Consider the following 16,453-nt stretch of genomic DNA (forward strand, 5'->3'; position numbering starts at 1 on the left):
GCCTTACCCCTTGACTGCACCGGCCGCGATGCCGCGCACAAACCAGCGGCCGGACAGGAAATAGATGGCGAGCGGAACGATGGCGGTCAGGATCGTCGCCGCCATGTTCACATTGTAGGTTCGCTCGCCCATCGTGGTGTTGACGATATTGTTGAGCTGCACGGTCATCGGCAGGTTATCGCGCCCGGCGAAGACGAGACCGAGCAGGAAGTCGTTCCAGATGCCGGTGAACTGCAGCATGGAGACGACGACGACCATCGGCACGGCGATCGGCAGCATGATTTCGAAGAAGATGCGCCAGAAGCCGGCGCCGTCGACGCGCGCCGCCTTGCAGAGTTCCTCCGGCACGCTGACGAAATAGTTGCGGAAGAGCAGCGTCACCAGCGGCAGGCCGAAGATGACATGGACGAGAATGATGCCGGCGAGCGAATTGTAGAGGCCGATATTCGCCATGGCGCGAACCATCGGATAGAGGAAGATCTGATAGGGGATGAGACCGCCGGCCATCAGCAGGCCGAAGAGCGCATTCGCCCCGCGCGGCCGCCACAGCGACAGCGCATAGCCATTGACGGCGCCGATAAAGACCGAGATCGCGACCGCGGGGACGGTGATCGCCACCGAATTCCAGAAGCCGCTGCGAATGCCGACACAGACGGTTCCCATGCAGGCGCCCGACCAGGCGGTCACCCAGGCGGAGAAATCGAGCCTTGTCGGCAGGGCGAAGATCTGCCCGAGCCGGATCTCGTCCATGCTCTTCAGCGAGGTGACGACCATCGTGTAGAGCGGCAGAAGGAAGAAAAGCGCAGCGGCGACGAGAAAGGCATAGAGACCGATGCGTCCAGCCGTGATCCGTGTCGGCTTCGGCCCGTTCGGGTGAGGCTGGGTCATCACGCCGCTCCCTTTGCCCGGTTGCGCATGTGCATTGCGTAGCGGAACGGCGCGACCGCGATGATGACGCTAAGGACCAGCACCGTTGCGCCCGCGGTGGCTAGGCCGAGATTCTGGCGCCCGAAGAGATTGTCCATGATGAACTTCGCCGGCACCTCGGTCGCATTGCCGGGGCCACCATTGGTCATAGCGACGACGATGTCGTAGGTCTTGATCACGCCCATGGCGAGCAGCATGCCGGCCGCGGCGAGCGCCGGCTCGAGCTGCGGCAAGATGATCGAGACATAGATGCGCCAGACGGGAATGCCGTCGATCCGCGCCGCCTTCCATTGCTCAGCCTCGATGCCGCGTATGCCGGCGAGCGCAATGACCATGACGAGCCCCGCGCCCTGCCACACGCCGGCAAGCACCAGCGCATAGATCGCCATGTCGCGATTGACGACCCAGTCGAGGACGAAGCTGTCCCAGCCGAGCGCACGCACGCTCGCCTGAATGCCGAGCGTCGGATTGAGCATCCATTGCCAGATCAGCCCCGTCACCACGAAGGACATGGCGTAGGGATAGAGAAAGATCGTCCTGAAGGCGCTTTCGAAGCGGATCTTGCGATCGAGGGCGGCGGCCAGCAGGAAACCGAGCACCAGACAGCCCGCCACATAGAGGACGCCGAAGATCAAGACGTTCTGCAGCGAGGCGAGCCATTTGGCCGAGGCGAAGAGCTTCGCATATTGCGCGAAGCCGACATAGGTCGAAGACGGAAAGAGCGTGGAATTGGTGAAGGACAGCCGGATCGACCAGGCCATCGTGCCGATGAAGACCACGACTGCGGCGAACCATGTCGGCAAGAGGGCGATGGTCGCGGAAAGATTGCGCTTGCGTTTGACGGACATCGGCCAGCTCGTTGACGGATGGAAAGAGGAACACGCGCCGTGGCGTTGGGATCAATCCGACGCCACGGGCACGATCCTACTCGAAGATGGCGAAGAAATTCTCGGCCGCAGACGCCGCGTCGTTCGAGCCGCCGCTCCAGTATTCGTCGACGAAATCATCGAGCGCGCCGACCTGCTGCGGTGTGAGCACGATCGCCTGATCCGGTACAATCGCGCCGGCGGCCATCAGCTCTGCACCCTTCTGGGCGCAGACATCAAGCTGCGACTTATCGACATCGGCACGCATCGGGACCGAGCCCTTCTTAAGGGCGAATTCGACCTGGACGGTCGGGTCCATGACGACCTCGGCAAGAAGTTTCTGCGCCTTGTCGGTCTGGGCATTGCCGGTCTTGGGGAACCAGAGGGCGTCGGCGATATAGACCATGCCCTTGGATTCAGGAGCGATCATGCAGCCATAATCCTTGCCCGGCTCCTTGCCGGCGACGGTGAATTCGCCCTTGGCCCAGTCGCCCATGAACTGCACGCCTGCTTTGGCGGTGATCAGCATGGCGGTCGCGTCGTTCCAGTTGCGGCCGGCCGCACCCGCATCGACATAACCGCGCAGCTTGCCGAGGATTTCAAGCGTCTTCTTGACACCGGCGACAGACGCTTCGCTCTTGTCCTTTTCTACATAGATCTTCAGGAAGCCGTCGATCCCGACCTGCGAGAGCAGGATCATGTTGAAGACCTTGGTCTGTTGCCAGGGCTGTCCGCCCCAGGCGACCGGGATGATGCCGGCGGCCTTCAGCTTGTCGAGATCAGCGAAAAACTCGTCCCAGCTTTTCGGTTCCTGCCCAATGCCGGCCTTGTCGAAGGCTTCCTTGGAATAGAAGACCCAGCTTTCGCCATGGGCGCCGGTCGGCGCGAGATAGACCTTGCCGTCATAGGAAATGAGATCATGGATCGATTTCGGTAGAGCGCTGGCCCATTTGCCGGCGGCGGCCACGTCGTCGATCGAATTGAACAGGCCTTGGCTGACGAAATCGGCAGCAGCAAGACCGATGACGCCCTGCTTGGCGCCGGGCGCATCACCGGCAACGATACGGTTCTGAAAAGCCGCATCGGCTGCGCCGAAACCGGCGATCGAGGAATCCTTCCAGACGCCGCCGCGCCTTTCGAATTCGCTTCTGATGACGTTGAGGGCCGCGGCTTCGCCGCCCGACGTCCAGGAGGACATGATCTCGATCGTCGGCTTGTCCTCGGCATGCGCCGCGGCGAATGGACCGGCGAAAGCCACGCCGGCAAGAAAAAGCTTCATCATGGTCTTCATTGTTCCACCTCTTGAAAATGCCCTCTTTGCGGGGCGTTTATCGTCTTCGGAATGATATCAGCGGTAGATCGGCAGGAGCGCCTGCCGGACGAGCGTGAGCCCGTTGGCGATGTCGCGGACGGGATCCGGCGCGGCATCGAGTTCGAGGATCGCCCAGCCTTCATAGGCCCGGTCACGCAGCAGCCGGATCCAGGCCGGCCAGTCGACCCGCCCGAGGCCGAAGCCGCAGAAATAGGGCTGGTGGCGTTCGTGGATGTGCTTGTCGATCGGGGTATCGGCAGGCATCGGACCGATCGCGTCCTTCCAGTGAGCGATGATCATGCGCTCGTGATGGCGGTCGACGAGCTGGACGGGGTCGGAGCCGGCAACGATGATATGGGCCGTGTCCGGGCACATATGCACATAGGCCGGATCGGTCAGCAGCATCATCAGATCGACATCGCGCGCCGCGGCAAAGATCGAGTGAGCCTCGGTATGCAGCGCGAGCCGGACGCCTCCGGCATGGAGGATCGCGCCGAGCCGGTTGAGGAAATCGGCGATCTTCTTGGCGCGATCGAAATCATGGAACTGCACCGGCTGGGCGCCGAGCGTCTGGCGCAGGGGGGCGCCGATCACCATGATGTCGCTGCCGCAGGCTTTCAGGAAATCGGCATAACGTTCCGCCTTGTCGATCAGCGCGCGCTGGGCTTCAGGGTCAGTAAAGTCTCCCGCTGCCTCGAGCTCTGCGAAGAAGCCGCTGCAAAGCGTCAGGCCGCGCCTTGCCAGTTCGGCGGCAAAGCCATCGATCAAACCGTAGGTCTTAATCGCGTCCTGCCAGTTGAAGGGAGAGAAGGTCAACTCGACGCCGGTGACGCCGGAGGCCTGGACGCTGTCGAGGATCTTGTCCCAGAAGGCGCGCGGCGCGGCGCGTGCATGGTCGACGATCGCATCATGGCTGCCGACGCCCCAGAAGCCGGGATGGAAGAACGTCACGAGATCGACGCCGAAGCGTAGTCTGTCGCCAGTGGCCATAACCTATCCATTCTCAAGGCACGACCCGCCTGCATGCGAAACAGAGGCTCCGCATTCAATAAGTCGTGCATTTTCAAACCATTAAGGAATGGCAATCGTTTGCCATGCCCAGATGATAGCCAAGCTGATTTTTTAAGCAAGCAATTTTTGGCAATCGTTTGCTATAAACCGCCACCTGCCTTAGAGTTGCAAATCGAAGCATCCGGGAGACGGAACTAAAGGTGAATAAAAACAAGGATGTGGCGGCAGAAGAGCCGTCGGGCGCGTTGATGGCCGACGTTGCGCGGCTCGCCGGTGTCGCGATATCGACGGTCAGCCGGGCGCTTGCCAATCCCGGACGGGTGAACGAGAAGACCCGCGCCAAGATCAATGCGGCCGCCAGGCAGCTCGGCTACACGCCGAACGCAATGGCGCGCGGCCTCAGGGTCGGAAAATCCAATACCATCATGATCATTTTGCCGGGTTCGCCTTATTATGGCGCCTCGCAGATCATCCCGCAGGTCCTGCAAAGCATCAATAAATCCCTGATCCAGAGGGGGTATAACTTGATGATCGCCAATCTCGATCGCGAGGAAGCTTCCGAACGGCACATACTTGATCTTGCCTTCAGCGGCACGGTTCGGGGAGCCATTATCTTCTCGTCGAAACTTCCGGAGATCGAAGGGCGTTCGCCTGCCGGGGCAGGCCTGCCGATCGTCTCGATGTTGTTCGACATGAGTGATGCCGGTTTGCCGAGCGTCGTCACCAATGACCGGGAGGCGATCCGTGATGCGACGATGGAATTGATCCGTTCGGGTCATCGGCGCTTCCTCTATATAGCCGGCCCCGAGGGAAACTACCACGACGTCGAGCGCTACGCCGGGGTCCTCGAGGCTCTACGCACAGAGGGACTTTCCGAGGAAGCCGTGTCGAGATCTGGCGGCGATCTCGAATACCAGCATGGCTTCGAGATCGGCATTCGTGCCGCCGATGATTTCATGAAGCTCGCCGTCAGGCCGACGGCTGTCATCGCAACGAGCGATGACATGGCAATCTCGTTCATGAGCATTATTCAACGCGCAGGCCTTGTTATTCCAGAGCACGTGTCCGTCGTTTCCTTCGACGGCTCCCCGGTCTGCGAATTCTGTTCGCCGCCGCTCTCGACGATCAAACAGCCCGTGGAAGAGATGGGACGCGCGGCCGTGGAACTTCTGCTCGGCGCCATCGGCCAGACGCAGGATGCGGCAACGATGCGCACCGTCATCCGCAGCCAGCTTATCCTGCGGGAGAGCATTGCCCCTGCGAGGGATTGACGGTGCCGGAACCAACCACGCACAGAAAGCACATGACCGTAAGAATAAGCGCTGCGCGATGGGTAAATTCATTCATAGACAAATACCGCAGGGAAGCCTAAGTTAGCGCCAGGTATTACCTGTAGCTAAGGAAAGCCTTATGGCATCGCCAACCTCGCTCAAGCTCGATGACGAGCTGAAGGGCCGCGTCCAACAATTGGCCGAGGCTCGCCGCCGTTCGTCCCACTGGATCATGCGTGAAGCGATTGCGCAATATGTCGAGCGCGAGGAGAAGCGCGAGGCGCTGCGGCAGGAGACGCTTGGCGCCTGGAATGAATTTGAAGCGACGGGACTGCATGTTACCGGCGCCGAGGTTGAAAAATGGCTTTCGACTTGGGGAACTGACGACGAGTTGTCCGCACCCGAATGCCACAAGTGATCTTCTCCCCGGCCGCAATCCGCGATCTTGAGCGGCTTCGGGAATTCTTGCGACCGAAAAACCCATCAGTCGCCAAGCGGGCAGGCGAAACTATTCTCAAAGGCGTGAGCGTCCTTGGTGCGCATCCCCATATAGGACGCCTCATCGAGGATATGCCCGAGCAATACCGGGAATGGCTCATCGATTTCGGAGATACCGGGTACGTCGCTCGTTATCGTATGGATGGCGACATTTTGACGATCCTTGCCGTGCGGCATCAGAAGGAAGCTGGGTTCTGACCAGGATTTCGAGGGCCCCGCACCTGTCGGTTGGGGAATTCGCAACCGACCGGCGAGATGTCCCATAGGGTACAGATTGCGCTCCATCAAAACTTCGTCTGACCCCATCAATCCGCCCGTCGTGCTACGAAATCACAACACCGGGCGATCTGAAACTTCGGCTATGCGCGGTGGGATTTTGAAATTCCGAGCACGCACATGGACCTCTCGAAGATCAAGACGCTGATCGACTTTGTCGGACGATCGAATATTACCGAGCTCACCGTGACGGAAAAGGACGTGACGGTTCGGATTTTCCGAACGGCGGCGGGGCAGGAGGCTGTCGCCGAACCCGAGCAAAAGCCGAGACCGATCGCCGCTGCGTCCTCGGGCGTCAAGCAAACCTTCCATGCGGTGACGGCGCCTGTTTTCGGCGTTCTACACAAGGCCCCGGCGCCCGGGGAACCGCCATTTGTCGCGATCGGAGACGCGGTGGAGGAGGGGCAGACGCTCTTCATTATCGAGGCGATGAAGGTCTTCAACACGATCACCGCACCGCGGGCCGGGCGCATCATGCGCCTGACCGAAATAGATGGCGGCGAGGTCGAGACCGGCGACCTGCTGGCGGAGATTGCCTGATGCCGGAAACATCTGAACAATCCGCTGTCTCGGGGCGCCGCTTCGATACCGTCCTCATCGCCAATCGCGGCGAGATCGCAGCGCGGATCCAGCGTGCCTGTCGCGAGCTCGGCCTTACGACGGTCGCCATCTGCTCCGAGGCGGACAGGGAAGCACCTTACGGCAGCACCGCTGACAGCTTTCTCTGCATCGGCCCGTCGAGCGCGGCGAAAAGCTACCTCAATCAGGATGCCATTCTTCTCGCGGCGCGCCTGACCGGTGCGGGCGCCATCCACCCCGGTTACGGATTTCTATCGGAAAATGCGGCATTCGCCGACGCCGTCGAAAAGGCAGGGCTGGTCTTCATCGGTCCGACGGCTTCATCGATCGCGACCATGGGCGACAAGATCGCGGCGAAACGGGCGATGATGGCGGCGGGCGTGCCCTGCGTTCCCGGGCCGGACACGGCGCTGCCCGACGATCCCGCATCGGTGGAGCGGCTCGCGCTGGAGATCGGCTATCCCGTCATCATCAAGGCATCAGGCGGCGGCGGCGGGCGCGGCATGCGCGTCGTTCCGAAGGCCGACCAGTTGAATGAAGCGATCGCGCTGACCCGGGAAGAAGCCCGCAAGGCTTTCGGCTCACCCTCTCTCTATATGGAGAAGTTCCTCCAGCATCCGCGCCATATCGAGATACAGGTTCTTTGCGACGACCAGGGGAATGCTGTGTGGCTGGGGCATCGAGACTGCTCGATGCAGCGCCGCCATCAGAAGGTTGTGGAGGAGGCGCCGGCGCCTGGAATCGCGCCCGACATCATCCGGCCGGTCGGCATGGCCTGCGTCGAGGCCTGCCGCCAGATCGGCTACCGGGGCGTCGGAACTTTCGAATTTCTCTATGAGGACGGCGCTTTCTATTTCATCGAAATGAACACGCGGCTTCAGGTCGAGCATCCCGTCACCGAGATGACGAGCGGGGTCGATATCCTCCAGGCGCAGATCAAGGTGGCCCAGGGTGAGGTTCTGAACCTCATCCAAAGTGAGGTGATCTGCGAAGGCCATTCTTTCGAATGCCGCATCAACGCCGAAGATCCCGACAGCTTCCTGCCGTCGGCGGGCATCATCACCCGTCTGGCTTTGCCGCAGGGGCCGGGCATCCGCGTCGATACGCATATCCATGCCGGCTATAAGGTCTCGCCCTATTACGACTCGCTGATCGCGAAACTGATCGTGCATGCGCCGACGCGGGCGAAAGCCATGGCCAGAATGTGCGAAGCGCTTGCCGGCACCGAGATCAAGGAAATCGCCACCAATATTCCCTTTTTGCGCGCCCTGTTCGAGGACCATGCTTTCGCGCGCGGCGAGACGGACATTCACTATCTCGAACAATGGCTGAAGCTGCGGAGGGCGGCGGCATGAGCGCGATCGATTTCAGCGATCCGGCCGCCATCGCGCTGCTGACCCAAGCACTGACGGCCGCCGGAGTGGACGGGCTGGAAATCTCCCGTCCGGGCGCACAGCTTCGCATCGTCATTTCAGGGGAGGGGGAGGCGCGGATCAGCGCGACGGAAGCAGCGCCGCGCGCGCCGGGCTCTGCACAGACGGTCGTGACGGCGCCGATGGCGGGCCGCTTCTGCGTCGAACATCCGGCCGCCTTCGTCGTGCCGCAAAATTTGCCGCGGTCCCTATCCGACGCCGATGTCCTCGGCTTCATCAGGGTAGGGGATGTGCTGCTTCCCCTTCGCGCCGGCAGTTCCGGCGTTATGACCAGGCTGCTCGCCGCGCCCGGCGCGCTGGTGGGCTACGGCGATCCTCTGTTCGAAATCGAGTTCCCATCATGATCGTCACGACGAACAGGCACGCTTCGCAAAGCGAGATCGTTCCGGCCACCAAAAGCCGGGCACGGGTTTCCTCGATCGGCGCCAGGGCCTTCCTGCTCGAGGCGCCCGGTGAATTCGACCTTGCCGCGCAGCGGCGGATCTGGGCTCTGTCCCGGAGCGTGAAAGGCTGGGCGGACCTCGCGGAAGACATTCCGGGGATGACCAACCTGCTGGTGATCTTCAAGCAGACGCCCGAAGATCCCGATCTGGTGGTCACGCGGCTGCTGGAGGCCTGGGCGAATGCCGAGAGCATCGATCTCGAAGGCAAGACCATCGAGATCCCGGTCCATTATGGCGGCGAGCACGCGACGGACCTGCCGGCTCTTTGCAATCTCTCGGGATTGAGCGACCGTGAGGTCGTCCGCATCCATCACCAAGCCACCTATCGTGTCTTCGCCGTCGGCAGCGCGCCTGGTTTCGGCTATCTGCATGGCCTCGACCCACGTATCTACATGCCACGGAAGACCGTTCCCTCGCTGAAGATGCCGAAGGGCTGCGTGACCATTGGCGGTATGCAGACCGGCGTCGCCATGTTGACCGGCCCCAACGGCTGGAATTCCATCGGCTTCGCGTCACTTGAGATGTTCGACCCGACGTCGACGACCCCTGCGATGATGGCGCCTGGAGATACGGTGCGGTTCCTGCCGGAAAGGATCGAGCTATGATCGAGATCTTGGAAAGCGGCCCTTTCAACACGGTGCAGGATCTCGGACGCCCCGGCTATCGCGACATCGGCGTATCGGCGAGCGGCGCCATGGATCCGCTTGCGGTCAGGATCGGCAATATTCTCGTTGGCAATGACGAGAATGCGGCCGCAATCGAGGTGCAGACCTTCCCGTTCAGCCTGCGTTTCCATCGGCGCGCCGTCTTTGCCGTAACCGGCGCCGACGGCAATCCTCATCTCGACGGATCGGAACGGCTTGCCTGGTGCGCCTATGTGGCCGAATCCGGACAGGTTCTCGAACTGAAGCAGCCTCCGCGGCTTGCGCGCTCCTATATCGCGCTCGGCGGCGGGCTGGATGTTCCTGTTATCATGGGCTCGCGCAGCACGTCGCTCCGCGGCGGCTTCGGAGGCAATGCAGGCCGGCCACTGGCGAAGGGCGATCGGATTGCGGTCGGCGAGGACCTGGAGATTGCCATGCTGCCGGCCACCGGCCTCGCCGTCGTCGAACCGGCGACAGCACTCAGCAATGTCTTTCCGGCCCCGGTTGACGGCGTATTGCCGATCCGTGCCCTGCCGGCCGCTGAGCATGAGCTTTTCGCGGGAGACGGCGGGCCCTTCTGGAGCCAGATGTGGAGGATTTCTTCCCGAAGCGACCGGACGGGCTACCGCTTGTCAGGCGAACCGATCAAGCCGGTGGCATCGATCGAGATGCGCTCCCACGGTGTCGTTCCCGGCGTCATCCAGGTGCCGCCCGGCGGCGAACCGATCGTGCAGATGAGCGATGCGAACACCGCCGGCGGATATCCGAAAATCGCCGGCGTGATCGAATCCGATCTCTGGCGGCTGGGACAGGCCCGCATCGGCGCCCGCCTCAGCTTTGTTCGCTCGACACACGCCGAAGCGCGCGCTGTCGAACAGGCCGTCACCCGCTATGTCGACGACGTCAGACGCACGTCCCGGATGGTCAAGCGCGCTTTGAAGGCGATGGCTTAGGACCCTTATAAGGAGGAACTCATGAAGATCGATCTGAATTCCGATATGGGCGAAGGATTTGGTCCCTACCGGCTGTGCGACGACGAAGCGATGATGAAAATCGTCTCCTCGGCCAACATCGCCTGCGGTTTCCACGGCGGTGATCCCGATACGATGGGGCGCATGGTCCGGCTCGCCAAGCTCAACGGCGTCGGCATCGGCGCTCATCCCGGCCTGCCCGACCGGCTCGGTTTCGGCCGGCGCGAAATACCGTTTTCGGCAGACGAGCTTCGCCAGCAGATGCTCTACCAGCTCGGCGCCCTGATGGCCATCGCGAGAGCCGAGCGGGTTGCCGTCTCCCATATCAGCTTCCATGCGGCCATGGGCAATATGGTTAACCGCGACCCTGTCCTCGCCGACCTGATGATGGATGCGATCGCTACTGTGGACCCCGGTCTCGTGGTCTTCGTCACGTCGGGCAGCGAGATCGAATTGGCGGCCAGACGCGCGCGCCTGAAGACGCTGGCACTTTTCCTTGCGGACCGCGCCTATGATGGCAACGGCAAACTCGTCGCGCGCGGCCTTCCGGGCGCCGTCATCAAGGACGAAACCTCGGTGCGGGCGCGGGTGCGGCAATTCCTGCTCGACGGGACCGTCCGGACGATCGACGGCGCCGTGATCGCCATGCCGGCGCGCTCGATCCTCGTTCACAGCGACACACCTGGCGCCTTCGAACTTGCCGGCATCGTTCGCGGCGAAATCGAAGCCAGCGGCGCGGCGCTCGCTCCCGCTGCCGAACTCGCCGAATGACACAAGTCAGATCGCCCGCGGGCGGTCCATAACTCCAATCCCTCACCGAAGGACCATTCCGATGTCCATCAAAGCCGACCGCCTGAAAAACGTCTCCATATCAGCATCCGCCGCCATGACCCAGCGGGCCAGGGAACTCGCCGCCAAAGGGATCAAGGTCGTCAGCCTCTCCTCCGGCGAGCCGGATTTCCCCACCCCGGCGCACGCCATCGAAGCAGCCCATGCCGCAGCGCTGGCAGGCGATACGAAATATCCGCCGATGGACGGGACGCCAGCCCTCAAGTCCGCCATCATCAGGAAGTTCAAGCGCGACAACAATCTCGACTACGATGCCAGCCAGATCGTCGTCTCGGGCGGCGGCAAGCAGGTGATCTTCAATGCGATGCTGGCCACCTGCAATCCGGGCAACGAGGTCGTCATTCCGACGCCCTCCTGGGTCAGCTATGCCGATATCGTCAGATTCGCCGGCGGCGTCCCTGTCGCCGTACCCTGCCACGAGCAGACCGGCTTCAAGCTGCGCCCGGAGGATCTGGAGGCGGCGATTACGCCGCGCACCAAATGGCTCTTCCTGAATTTCCCGAACAATCCCACCGGTGCGGCCTGCTCGCGAGCCGAGATGGCCGCCATCGCCGAAGTCATGCTGCGCCATCCTCATGTCTGGATCATGACCGACGACATTTACGAGCACCTGGTCTATGACGACTTCCAGTTCTGCACCATGGCGGAAGTCGAGCCGAGGCTCTATGAGCGCGTCCTGACGATGAACGGCGTCTCCAAGGCTTACGCGATGACGGGTTGGCGGCTCGGCTTCTGCGCCGGCTCGAAAGAGTTGATGGCAGCTATCAGCAACGTCAACGGTCAGAACGGCGGCGGCATCGCGACGCTGACGCAGGCGGCCGCGACCGCGGCGCTCGACGGACCTCAGGATCTCCTGAAGGAGCGGGCGGCGATCTACAAGAAGAGACGCGACTTTGTCCTCGACAAATTGTCGGAGGTGGAGGGGCTGCGCTGCCACAGGCCGGAAGGCGCCTTCTACATCTATCCCAACATTTCAGGGCTGATCGGCAAGACCAGCAAGGGCGGACGAAAGATCGAAACGGATGTCGATTTCGTTATGGCGCTGGTCGAAGAGCATCATGTGGCGACCGTTCAAGGCGCGGCTTATGGAATGAGCCCCTTCTTTCGCATTTCCTACGCCACCAGCATGGAGAAACTCGACGAGGGCTGCGCCCGCATCGCCGAGTTCTGTAAGGATATGCGCTAACCGGCAGCCCGCCTCAGTCTTTCAGCCGCGCCGTCAGCTCGAGGAGGATGTCCCGGACGGCAAGCGCCGGCTCCGACAGGGGATTCTGATCGGAAACGCAAAGCGACAGGGTTTCCTCGATCCGCGGAGAGACGAGCCGGCAGATCAGCGGCTCGCTCGATTCCGATACGATGCGATCGGCGATGGCTTTCGGCATGATCGTTGCGCCGAGACCGTCGCCGACCGCGCGCCCCAGGGTGCGGACGATCTCAACTTCCGCCACGACTTTCAAATTGGTGCGGGTGCGCGTGAAGGCGGTATCGACTGCGCGGCGGACAAAATTATAGGCCGGCGGCAGCAGCATCGGTATCCCGTCGAGAGCGTTGACGGCGACAGGTTTCGCATCCGCGTCGATCGCAAAATCGCGATGCGCGACCAGGAAAAATTCCTCGCTAAGGATCGGTTCGAACCGCACGCCTTTGATTGGCCCGGTTCCATGCAGAAGGGCCATCTCCAGCCGGCCGTTCATGATCATTTGGCTATAGGTCTGACCCACGCTTTCGGTCAGATGTAGCAGAATGCCGGGATGCCGCTTCCGGGTCTCCGCCAGCAGATCGACCGACAACGTGGCAGCGCTGCTGAAAGGAACCAGACCGACGGAGACACGCCCTGCAAGCGAATTGCCGGCCGCAGAAGCATCCGCTTGCGCCTGCTCCATCTGCCGGAGGATAATCTGGGCATGGCGATACACCGCATGGCCCGCATCGGTCATGCTGACGCCCTGCTGGCTTCGGATCAGAAGCTTCTGGCCGAAATGCTCCTCCAGCGCCGCCAGCTGCTGGCTGAGCGCCGGCTGGGCGATATGCAAAAGATCCGCCGCGCGCGTGATGCTGCCGCTGTCGACGATCACGATGAAGGATTTAAGGCGTCTGATGTCCATGAGGATCGGGGAACCGTTCTGATCTGCTGGGATGGCATGTTTGCAGACGCGTATAGCTTTTGCAACGCGACGCGATCGTCAACCGGCCGGGCCTTGCTGAGGCACGAACACTGCGAATAGCGCCGACATCGCATCTTTCTGTTCTTCGGCAGCCACGCAAGGCTCCATAACCGTTGCTTATTGCTCCAGAGATAATCGGTCTTAGGCAAGGGGTTAAAGCTTCGCTACTCTCTCGATCAACAACTAGGGAACGACAATGCCATTCTCCGACTACAAGACCGCATTGGTAACCGGCGCATCCTCCGGAATCGGCGCAGCCGTTGTCGAGCGGCTCCGCCGGGAGAACATCGAGGTCCATGCCGTTGCCCGCAGCACCGAGGCGCTGCAGCAGCTGGCCGCGCGGACGGGCTGCATCCCTCATGCCATCGACGTGACAGACCGCCAGGCGATGGCCGAACTCGCGGCTCGGGTGGAATTCGACATTCTCGTCAACAATGCCGGCGTCGACCGGCCGAAGAAGTTCCTCGAAGCCGACGAAGGCGACATCGATCTCATCGTCGACGTCAATCTGCGGGCGGTACTGCACCTCTGCCGTCTGGTGGTGCCGGGCATGGTGGCGCGCGATCGCGGCCACGTCATCAATATCTCGTCGATCGCCGGCGCCTACAATTTCGGCGGCAACTCGTCCTATCACGCCACCAAGGCGGGGGTGAGCATGCTGTCCAACCAGCTGCGCATCGACGCCTTCGGCAAGCGGGTGCGGGTCACGGAAATCTGTCCCGGCCGGGTCGCTACCGACATCTTTAATCACGTCCACGGCAATGACCCCAGCGTCCGGGAACGGTTCATCGACGGTTTCGAATTGCCGCAGGCGGCCGATATCGCCGATGCGATCGCCTTCGCAATCGCAGCCCCGGTCGCAGTCAACATCGGACATATGGAGATCACCCCGACGCTGCAGGTCATGGGCGGTCTGCAGACGGCGAAGCCGGATCAGTCCAGGGAGCCAAAACCGTGAGCGGCTTCGACCTTTCGGCGATCCTCGGAAATCCGGAATATGCCGCCATGCTGCTGCATGGCATCGAGATGACCTTCATCATCTATGCCGGATCCTGGTTGCTGGCGATGACGCTGGCGCTTCTGCTGCTGGGTCTGCGCCTATCACCCTTTCGCTTCGGCGATCCGTTGGTCGCCGCTTACGTTTCCTATCACCGCAACGTCCCGACGCTGGTGCAGCTCATGCTCTGGTATTTCGGGATCTTCACGCTGATGCCGAGCGGCATCGCGACTTGGCTGGCAAGCCACAATGCGGAATCCATCTTCGCGGTGATCGGGCTGGGGCTCTGCCAGGCGGCCTATTTCAGCGAAGATCTTCGTTCGGGCGTACGCTCGGTCGGTGACGGCCAGATGCAGGCAGCCCGTGCACTGGGCCACGGCTACGTCTCGGCGATGCGTTTCGTCATCATGCCGCAGGGTGTGCGCAACGCTCTGCCGCCGCTCATCAATCACAGCGTCTCCCTGTTCAAGAACAGCAGCCTCGCCGTCGTCATCGGCGCGTCGGAACTGACGCATGCCGTCAAGGAAATCGAGAACCTCAGTTTCCGCACCTTCGAGATCTACCTGATCGGCACGGTTCTCTACCTCTTCTTTTCCCTCGTGATCATGAGCATCGGCGCCTACCTGTCGATGCGCGCCGATCCTGCCCGGAGTGCCCGCGCATGATCCAGGACATGATCGCCATCATCAAAGACTATTGGTTGCTGCTGTTGATCGGCCAATATCCGAACGGACCGCTCGGCGGGCTTGCCAATACGCTGATCCTCTCGGCGCTCAGCATCACTCTCGCCTTTCCGGCCAGCATTCTGTTTGCAATAGCGCGGCTCTCCAAGTCGCGGCTGCTGCGCTGGCCGGTCACCGCGCTCGTCTATTTCACCCGCGGCGTGCCGCTTCTGATGCTCATCCTGTGGAGCTATTTCCTGGTGCCGCTCTTGACCGGCGCCGATGTGCCGAGCTTCGTCACCATGTTGACGACGCTGGTCGTCTATCAGAGCGCGTTTCTCAGCGAAGTCGTCCGCGCCGGCATCGTTGCGCTCGGACCCGGCCAGATGGACGCGGCGCGTGCGCTTGGCCACGGCTATATGGGCGCGATGCGCTACATCATCCTGCCGCAGGCGCTCTACAACATGATCCCGAGTATCCTCTCCACTTTCGTCTCGACGATCAAGGATACGACGCTCGGCTATGTGATCAACGTGCCGGATCTCACCTTTGCGGCAAGCCAGGTCAACAACCAGCTCCTGACGCAGCCCTTCCAGGTCTTCCTCATCCTGGCGATCGTCTACTTCATCATCTGCTGGACGCTCACCTACTTCGCAAATCGCCTCGAGCGGCGCATCACGCGGCGGCGTGCGGGACTTCTCAACGTTCCCACGGCCTCTCTGGTCACGCCATCGAAAATCGTATCGGAGCAGCTATGACCATGTCAGTTTCCGCGCAGGAATCGCAGACGATCCGGCTTTCGCAGGTCTGCAAGAGCTACGGCGACTATCCGGTCCTGAAGAACATCGATGCTGAGGTCGCGCGTGGCGAGGTGGTCGTCATCTGCGGTCCATCCGGTTCGGGAAAATCCACGCTGATCCGCACGATCAATCGCCTCGAAGAGATCAACAGCGGATCGATCTCGCTCGACGGACAGAACATCCATGCGTCGATGCGGGCGAAGGAGCTCAACGCGATGCGCAGCCGGATCGGCTTCGTCTTCCAGAACTTCAACCTCTTTCCGCATCTTTCCGTGGCTGAAAACGTCTCGATGTCGCCGATCCGGGTGAAAGGCGTGGCGCCCGATGTCGCGCATGAGAAGGCGCTCAAACTTCTCGACCGCGTCGGCCTCGCCGACAAGGCCCGAGCCTATCCCGGCCAACTGTCGGGCGGCCAGCAGCAGCGTGTGGCGATCGCTCGTGCCCTTGCGATGGAACCGCCGGTGATGCTGTTCGACGAGCCGACGAGCGCGCTCGATCCCGAAATGGTCGGCGAAGTTCTGGCCGTGATGAAGAGCCTGGCATCGGAAGGCATGACCATGCTCTGCGTCACCCATGAAATGGGCTTCGCGCGCGAGGTCGCGGATCGGATCTGGTTCATCGATGCCGGCCAGATCATCGAAATGGCGACGCCTGAAAATTTCTTCAGCAATCCGACCCATCCTCGGGCTCAGCGTTTCCTCGCTGATCTCAGGCATTGATACCAACCATCAAAAACAAAGGAGAACAGC

19 protein-coding genes are annotated in these 16,453 nt (G+C 61.7%); 14 read left to right on the forward strand and 5 right to left on the reverse strand.

Features of this window, described 5'->3' with window-relative positions:
• Nucleotides 1–3: 3 nt before the first annotated feature.
• The 4 genes from GGD53_RS21935 to GGD53_RS21950 form a co-directional block, all read right to left on the reverse strand.
• A complete protein-coding gene (locus GGD53_RS21935; protein WP_184458963.1) occupies nucleotides 4–888 on the reverse strand; it encodes a carbohydrate ABC transporter permease in 885 nt (294 codons plus the stop codon).
• Nucleotides 888–1,775, reverse strand: coding sequence for a carbohydrate ABC transporter permease (locus GGD53_RS21940; protein WP_184458964.1), 888 nt, complete (start codon nucleotides 1,773–1,775; stop codon nucleotides 888–890). Before GGD53_RS21940 ends, GGD53_RS21935 begins: the two co-directional genes overlap by 1 nt.
• A gap of 76 nt (nucleotides 1,776–1,851) precedes the next feature.
• On the reverse strand, nucleotides 1,852–3,084 hold the full coding sequence (locus tag GGD53_RS21945) for an ABC transporter substrate-binding protein (protein ID WP_184458965.1): 1,233 nt from the start codon (nucleotides 3,082–3,084) through the stop codon (nucleotides 1,852–1,854).
• A gap of 57 nt (nucleotides 3,085–3,141) precedes the next feature.
• The gene (locus GGD53_RS21950; protein WP_184458966.1) at nucleotides 3,142–4,095 is read right to left on the reverse strand and encodes a sugar phosphate isomerase/epimerase family protein; all 954 of its coding nucleotides are present in this window, start codon (nucleotides 4,093–4,095) and stop codon (nucleotides 3,142–3,144) included.
• Between the two features lie 221 nt (nucleotides 4,096–4,316).
• On the opposite strand from GGD53_RS21950, the gene GGD53_RS21955 reads away from it, so the two are divergent.
• The 10 genes from GGD53_RS21955 (at nucleotide 4,317) to GGD53_RS22000 (ending at nucleotide 12,266) form a co-directional block, all read left to right on the forward strand.
• Complete coding sequence (locus GGD53_RS21955; RefSeq protein ID WP_184458967.1) at nucleotides 4,317–5,387, forward strand: substrate-binding domain-containing protein; 1,071 nt, start codon at nucleotides 4,317–4,319, stop codon at nucleotides 5,385–5,387.
• A gap of 139 nt (nucleotides 5,388–5,526) precedes the next feature.
• Entirely contained in the window at nucleotides 5,527–5,805 is a 279-nt protein-coding gene (locus GGD53_RS21960) for a CopG family ribbon-helix-helix protein (protein WP_184458968.1), read from the forward strand.
• Complete coding sequence (locus GGD53_RS21965) at nucleotides 5,793–6,083, forward strand: type II toxin-antitoxin system RelE/ParE family toxin (protein ID WP_184458969.1); 291 nt, start codon at nucleotides 5,793–5,795, stop codon at nucleotides 6,081–6,083. Before GGD53_RS21960 ends, GGD53_RS21965 begins: the two co-directional genes overlap by 13 nt.
• A gap of 198 nt (nucleotides 6,084–6,281) precedes the next feature.
• A complete protein-coding gene (locus GGD53_RS21970) occupies nucleotides 6,282–6,701 on the forward strand; it encodes an acetyl-CoA carboxylase biotin carboxyl carrier protein (protein ID WP_184458970.1) in 420 nt (139 codons plus the stop codon).
• Nucleotides 6,701–8,095, forward strand: coding sequence for an acetyl-CoA carboxylase biotin carboxylase subunit (gene accC, locus GGD53_RS21975; protein ID WP_184458971.1), 1,395 nt, complete (start codon nucleotides 6,701–6,703; stop codon nucleotides 8,093–8,095). The genes GGD53_RS21970 and accC overlap by 1 nt, the downstream gene beginning before the upstream one ends.
• A complete protein-coding gene (locus GGD53_RS21980) occupies nucleotides 8,092–8,517 on the forward strand; it encodes an acetyl-CoA carboxylase (protein WP_184458972.1) in 426 nt (141 codons plus the stop codon). Before accC ends, GGD53_RS21980 begins: the two co-directional genes overlap by 4 nt.
• Nucleotides 8,514–9,221 carry a 5-oxoprolinase subunit PxpB gene (pxpB, locus tag GGD53_RS21985; RefSeq protein WP_184458973.1) on the forward strand — a complete coding sequence of 236 codons (708 nt, stop codon included), beginning with the start codon at nucleotides 8,514–8,516 and terminating at the stop codon, nucleotides 9,219–9,221. Before GGD53_RS21980 ends, pxpB begins: the two co-directional genes overlap by 4 nt.
• Nucleotides 9,218–10,213: a biotin-dependent carboxyltransferase family protein gene (locus GGD53_RS21990; RefSeq protein WP_184458974.1), complete on the forward strand. Its 996-nt coding sequence runs from the start codon at nucleotides 9,218–9,220 to the stop codon at nucleotides 10,211–10,213. Before pxpB ends, GGD53_RS21990 begins: the two co-directional genes overlap by 4 nt.
• Nucleotides 10,214–10,234: 21 nt before the next feature.
• On the forward strand, nucleotides 10,235–11,002 hold the full coding sequence (locus GGD53_RS21995; protein ID WP_184458975.1) for a 5-oxoprolinase subunit PxpA: 768 nt from the start codon (nucleotides 10,235–10,237) through the stop codon (nucleotides 11,000–11,002).
• A gap of 61 nt (nucleotides 11,003–11,063) precedes the next feature.
• A complete protein-coding gene (locus GGD53_RS22000; RefSeq protein ID WP_184458976.1) occupies nucleotides 11,064–12,266 on the forward strand; it encodes a pyridoxal phosphate-dependent aminotransferase in 1,203 nt (400 codons plus the stop codon).
• Between the two features lie 13 nt (nucleotides 12,267–12,279).
• Here GGD53_RS22000 and nac read toward each other — a convergent pair whose 3' ends face one another.
• The gene (gene nac, locus GGD53_RS22005; protein ID WP_064807084.1) at nucleotides 12,280–13,185 is read right to left on the reverse strand and encodes a nitrogen assimilation transcriptional regulator NAC; all 906 of its coding nucleotides are present in this window, start codon (nucleotides 13,183–13,185) and stop codon (nucleotides 12,280–12,282) included.
• 256 nt (nucleotides 13,186–13,441) lie between these two features.
• Between nac and GGD53_RS22010 the strand changes: the two genes are divergently transcribed.
• From GGD53_RS22010 to GGD53_RS22025, 4 genes are read left to right on the forward strand one after another with little or no spacing between them, the layout of a single operon-like run.
• Nucleotides 13,442–14,203, forward strand: a complete 762-nt coding sequence (locus GGD53_RS22010; protein WP_184458977.1) for an SDR family oxidoreductase — start codon at nucleotides 13,442–13,444, stop codon at nucleotides 14,201–14,203.
• A complete protein-coding gene (locus GGD53_RS22015; protein WP_184458978.1) occupies nucleotides 14,200–14,907 on the forward strand; it encodes an ABC transporter permease subunit in 708 nt (235 codons plus the stop codon). Before GGD53_RS22010 ends, GGD53_RS22015 begins: the two co-directional genes overlap by 4 nt.
• Complete coding sequence (locus GGD53_RS22020) at nucleotides 14,904–15,662, forward strand: amino acid ABC transporter permease (protein WP_184458979.1); 759 nt, start codon at nucleotides 14,904–14,906, stop codon at nucleotides 15,660–15,662. Before GGD53_RS22015 ends, GGD53_RS22020 begins: the two co-directional genes overlap by 4 nt.
• Entirely contained in the window at nucleotides 15,659–16,423 is a 765-nt protein-coding gene (locus GGD53_RS22025) for an amino acid ABC transporter ATP-binding protein (protein WP_184458980.1), read from the forward strand. The genes GGD53_RS22020 and GGD53_RS22025 overlap by 4 nt, the downstream gene beginning before the upstream one ends.
• The last annotated feature ends 30 nt before the right edge of the window (nucleotides 16,424–16,453 follow it).

The sequence above is a fragment of the Rhizobium aethiopicum genome (genome assembly GCF_014197535.1).
GTDB classification, from domain to species: Bacteria; Pseudomonadota; Alphaproteobacteria; order Rhizobiales; family Rhizobiaceae; genus Rhizobium; species Rhizobium aethiopicum_A.

Coding starts and splice junctions, on each gene's coding strand:
- GGD53_RS21935 (WP_184458963.1), bottom strand. CDS start 888: ATGACCCAGCCTCACCCGAACGGGCCGAAGCCGACACGGATCACGGCT.
- GGD53_RS21940 (WP_184458964.1), bottom strand. CDS start 1,775: ATGTCCGTCAAACGCAAGCGCAATCTTTCCGCGACCATCGCCCTCTTG.
- GGD53_RS21945 (WP_184458965.1), bottom strand. CDS start 3,084: ATGAAGACCATGATGAAGCTTTTTCTTGCCGGCGTGGCTTTCGCCGGT.
- GGD53_RS21950 (WP_184458966.1), bottom strand. CDS start 4,095: ATGGCCACTGGCGACAGACTACGCTTCGGCGTCGATCTCGTGACGTTC.
- GGD53_RS21960 (WP_184458968.1), top strand. CDS start 5,527: ATGGCATCGCCAACCTCGCTCAAGCTCGATGACGAGCTGAAGGGCCGC.
- GGD53_RS21965 (WP_184458969.1), top strand. CDS start 5,793: ATGCCACAAGTGATCTTCTCCCCGGCCGCAATCCGCGATCTTGAGCGG.
- GGD53_RS21970 (WP_184458970.1), top strand. CDS start 6,282: ATGGACCTCTCGAAGATCAAGACGCTGATCGACTTTGTCGGACGATCG.
- accC (WP_184458971.1), top strand. CDS start 6,701: ATGCCGGAAACATCTGAACAATCCGCTGTCTCGGGGCGCCGCTTCGAT.
- GGD53_RS21980 (WP_184458972.1), top strand. CDS start 8,092: ATGAGCGCGATCGATTTCAGCGATCCGGCCGCCATCGCGCTGCTGACC.
- pxpB (WP_184458973.1), top strand. CDS start 8,514: ATGATCGTCACGACGAACAGGCACGCTTCGCAAAGCGAGATCGTTCCG.
- GGD53_RS21990 (WP_184458974.1), top strand. CDS start 9,218: ATGATCGAGATCTTGGAAAGCGGCCCTTTCAACACGGTGCAGGATCTC.
- GGD53_RS21995 (WP_184458975.1), top strand. CDS start 10,235: ATGAAGATCGATCTGAATTCCGATATGGGCGAAGGATTTGGTCCCTAC.
- GGD53_RS22000 (WP_184458976.1), top strand. CDS start 11,064: ATGTCCATCAAAGCCGACCGCCTGAAAAACGTCTCCATATCAGCATCC.
- nac (WP_064807084.1), bottom strand. CDS start 13,185: ATGGACATCAGACGCCTTAAATCCTTCATCGTGATCGTCGACAGCGGC.
- GGD53_RS22010 (WP_184458977.1), top strand. CDS start 13,442: ATGCCATTCTCCGACTACAAGACCGCATTGGTAACCGGCGCATCCTCC.
- GGD53_RS22020 (WP_184458979.1), top strand. CDS start 14,904: ATGATCCAGGACATGATCGCCATCATCAAAGACTATTGGTTGCTGCTG.
- GGD53_RS22025 (WP_184458980.1), top strand. CDS start 15,659: ATGACCATGTCAGTTTCCGCGCAGGAATCGCAGACGATCCGGCTTTCG.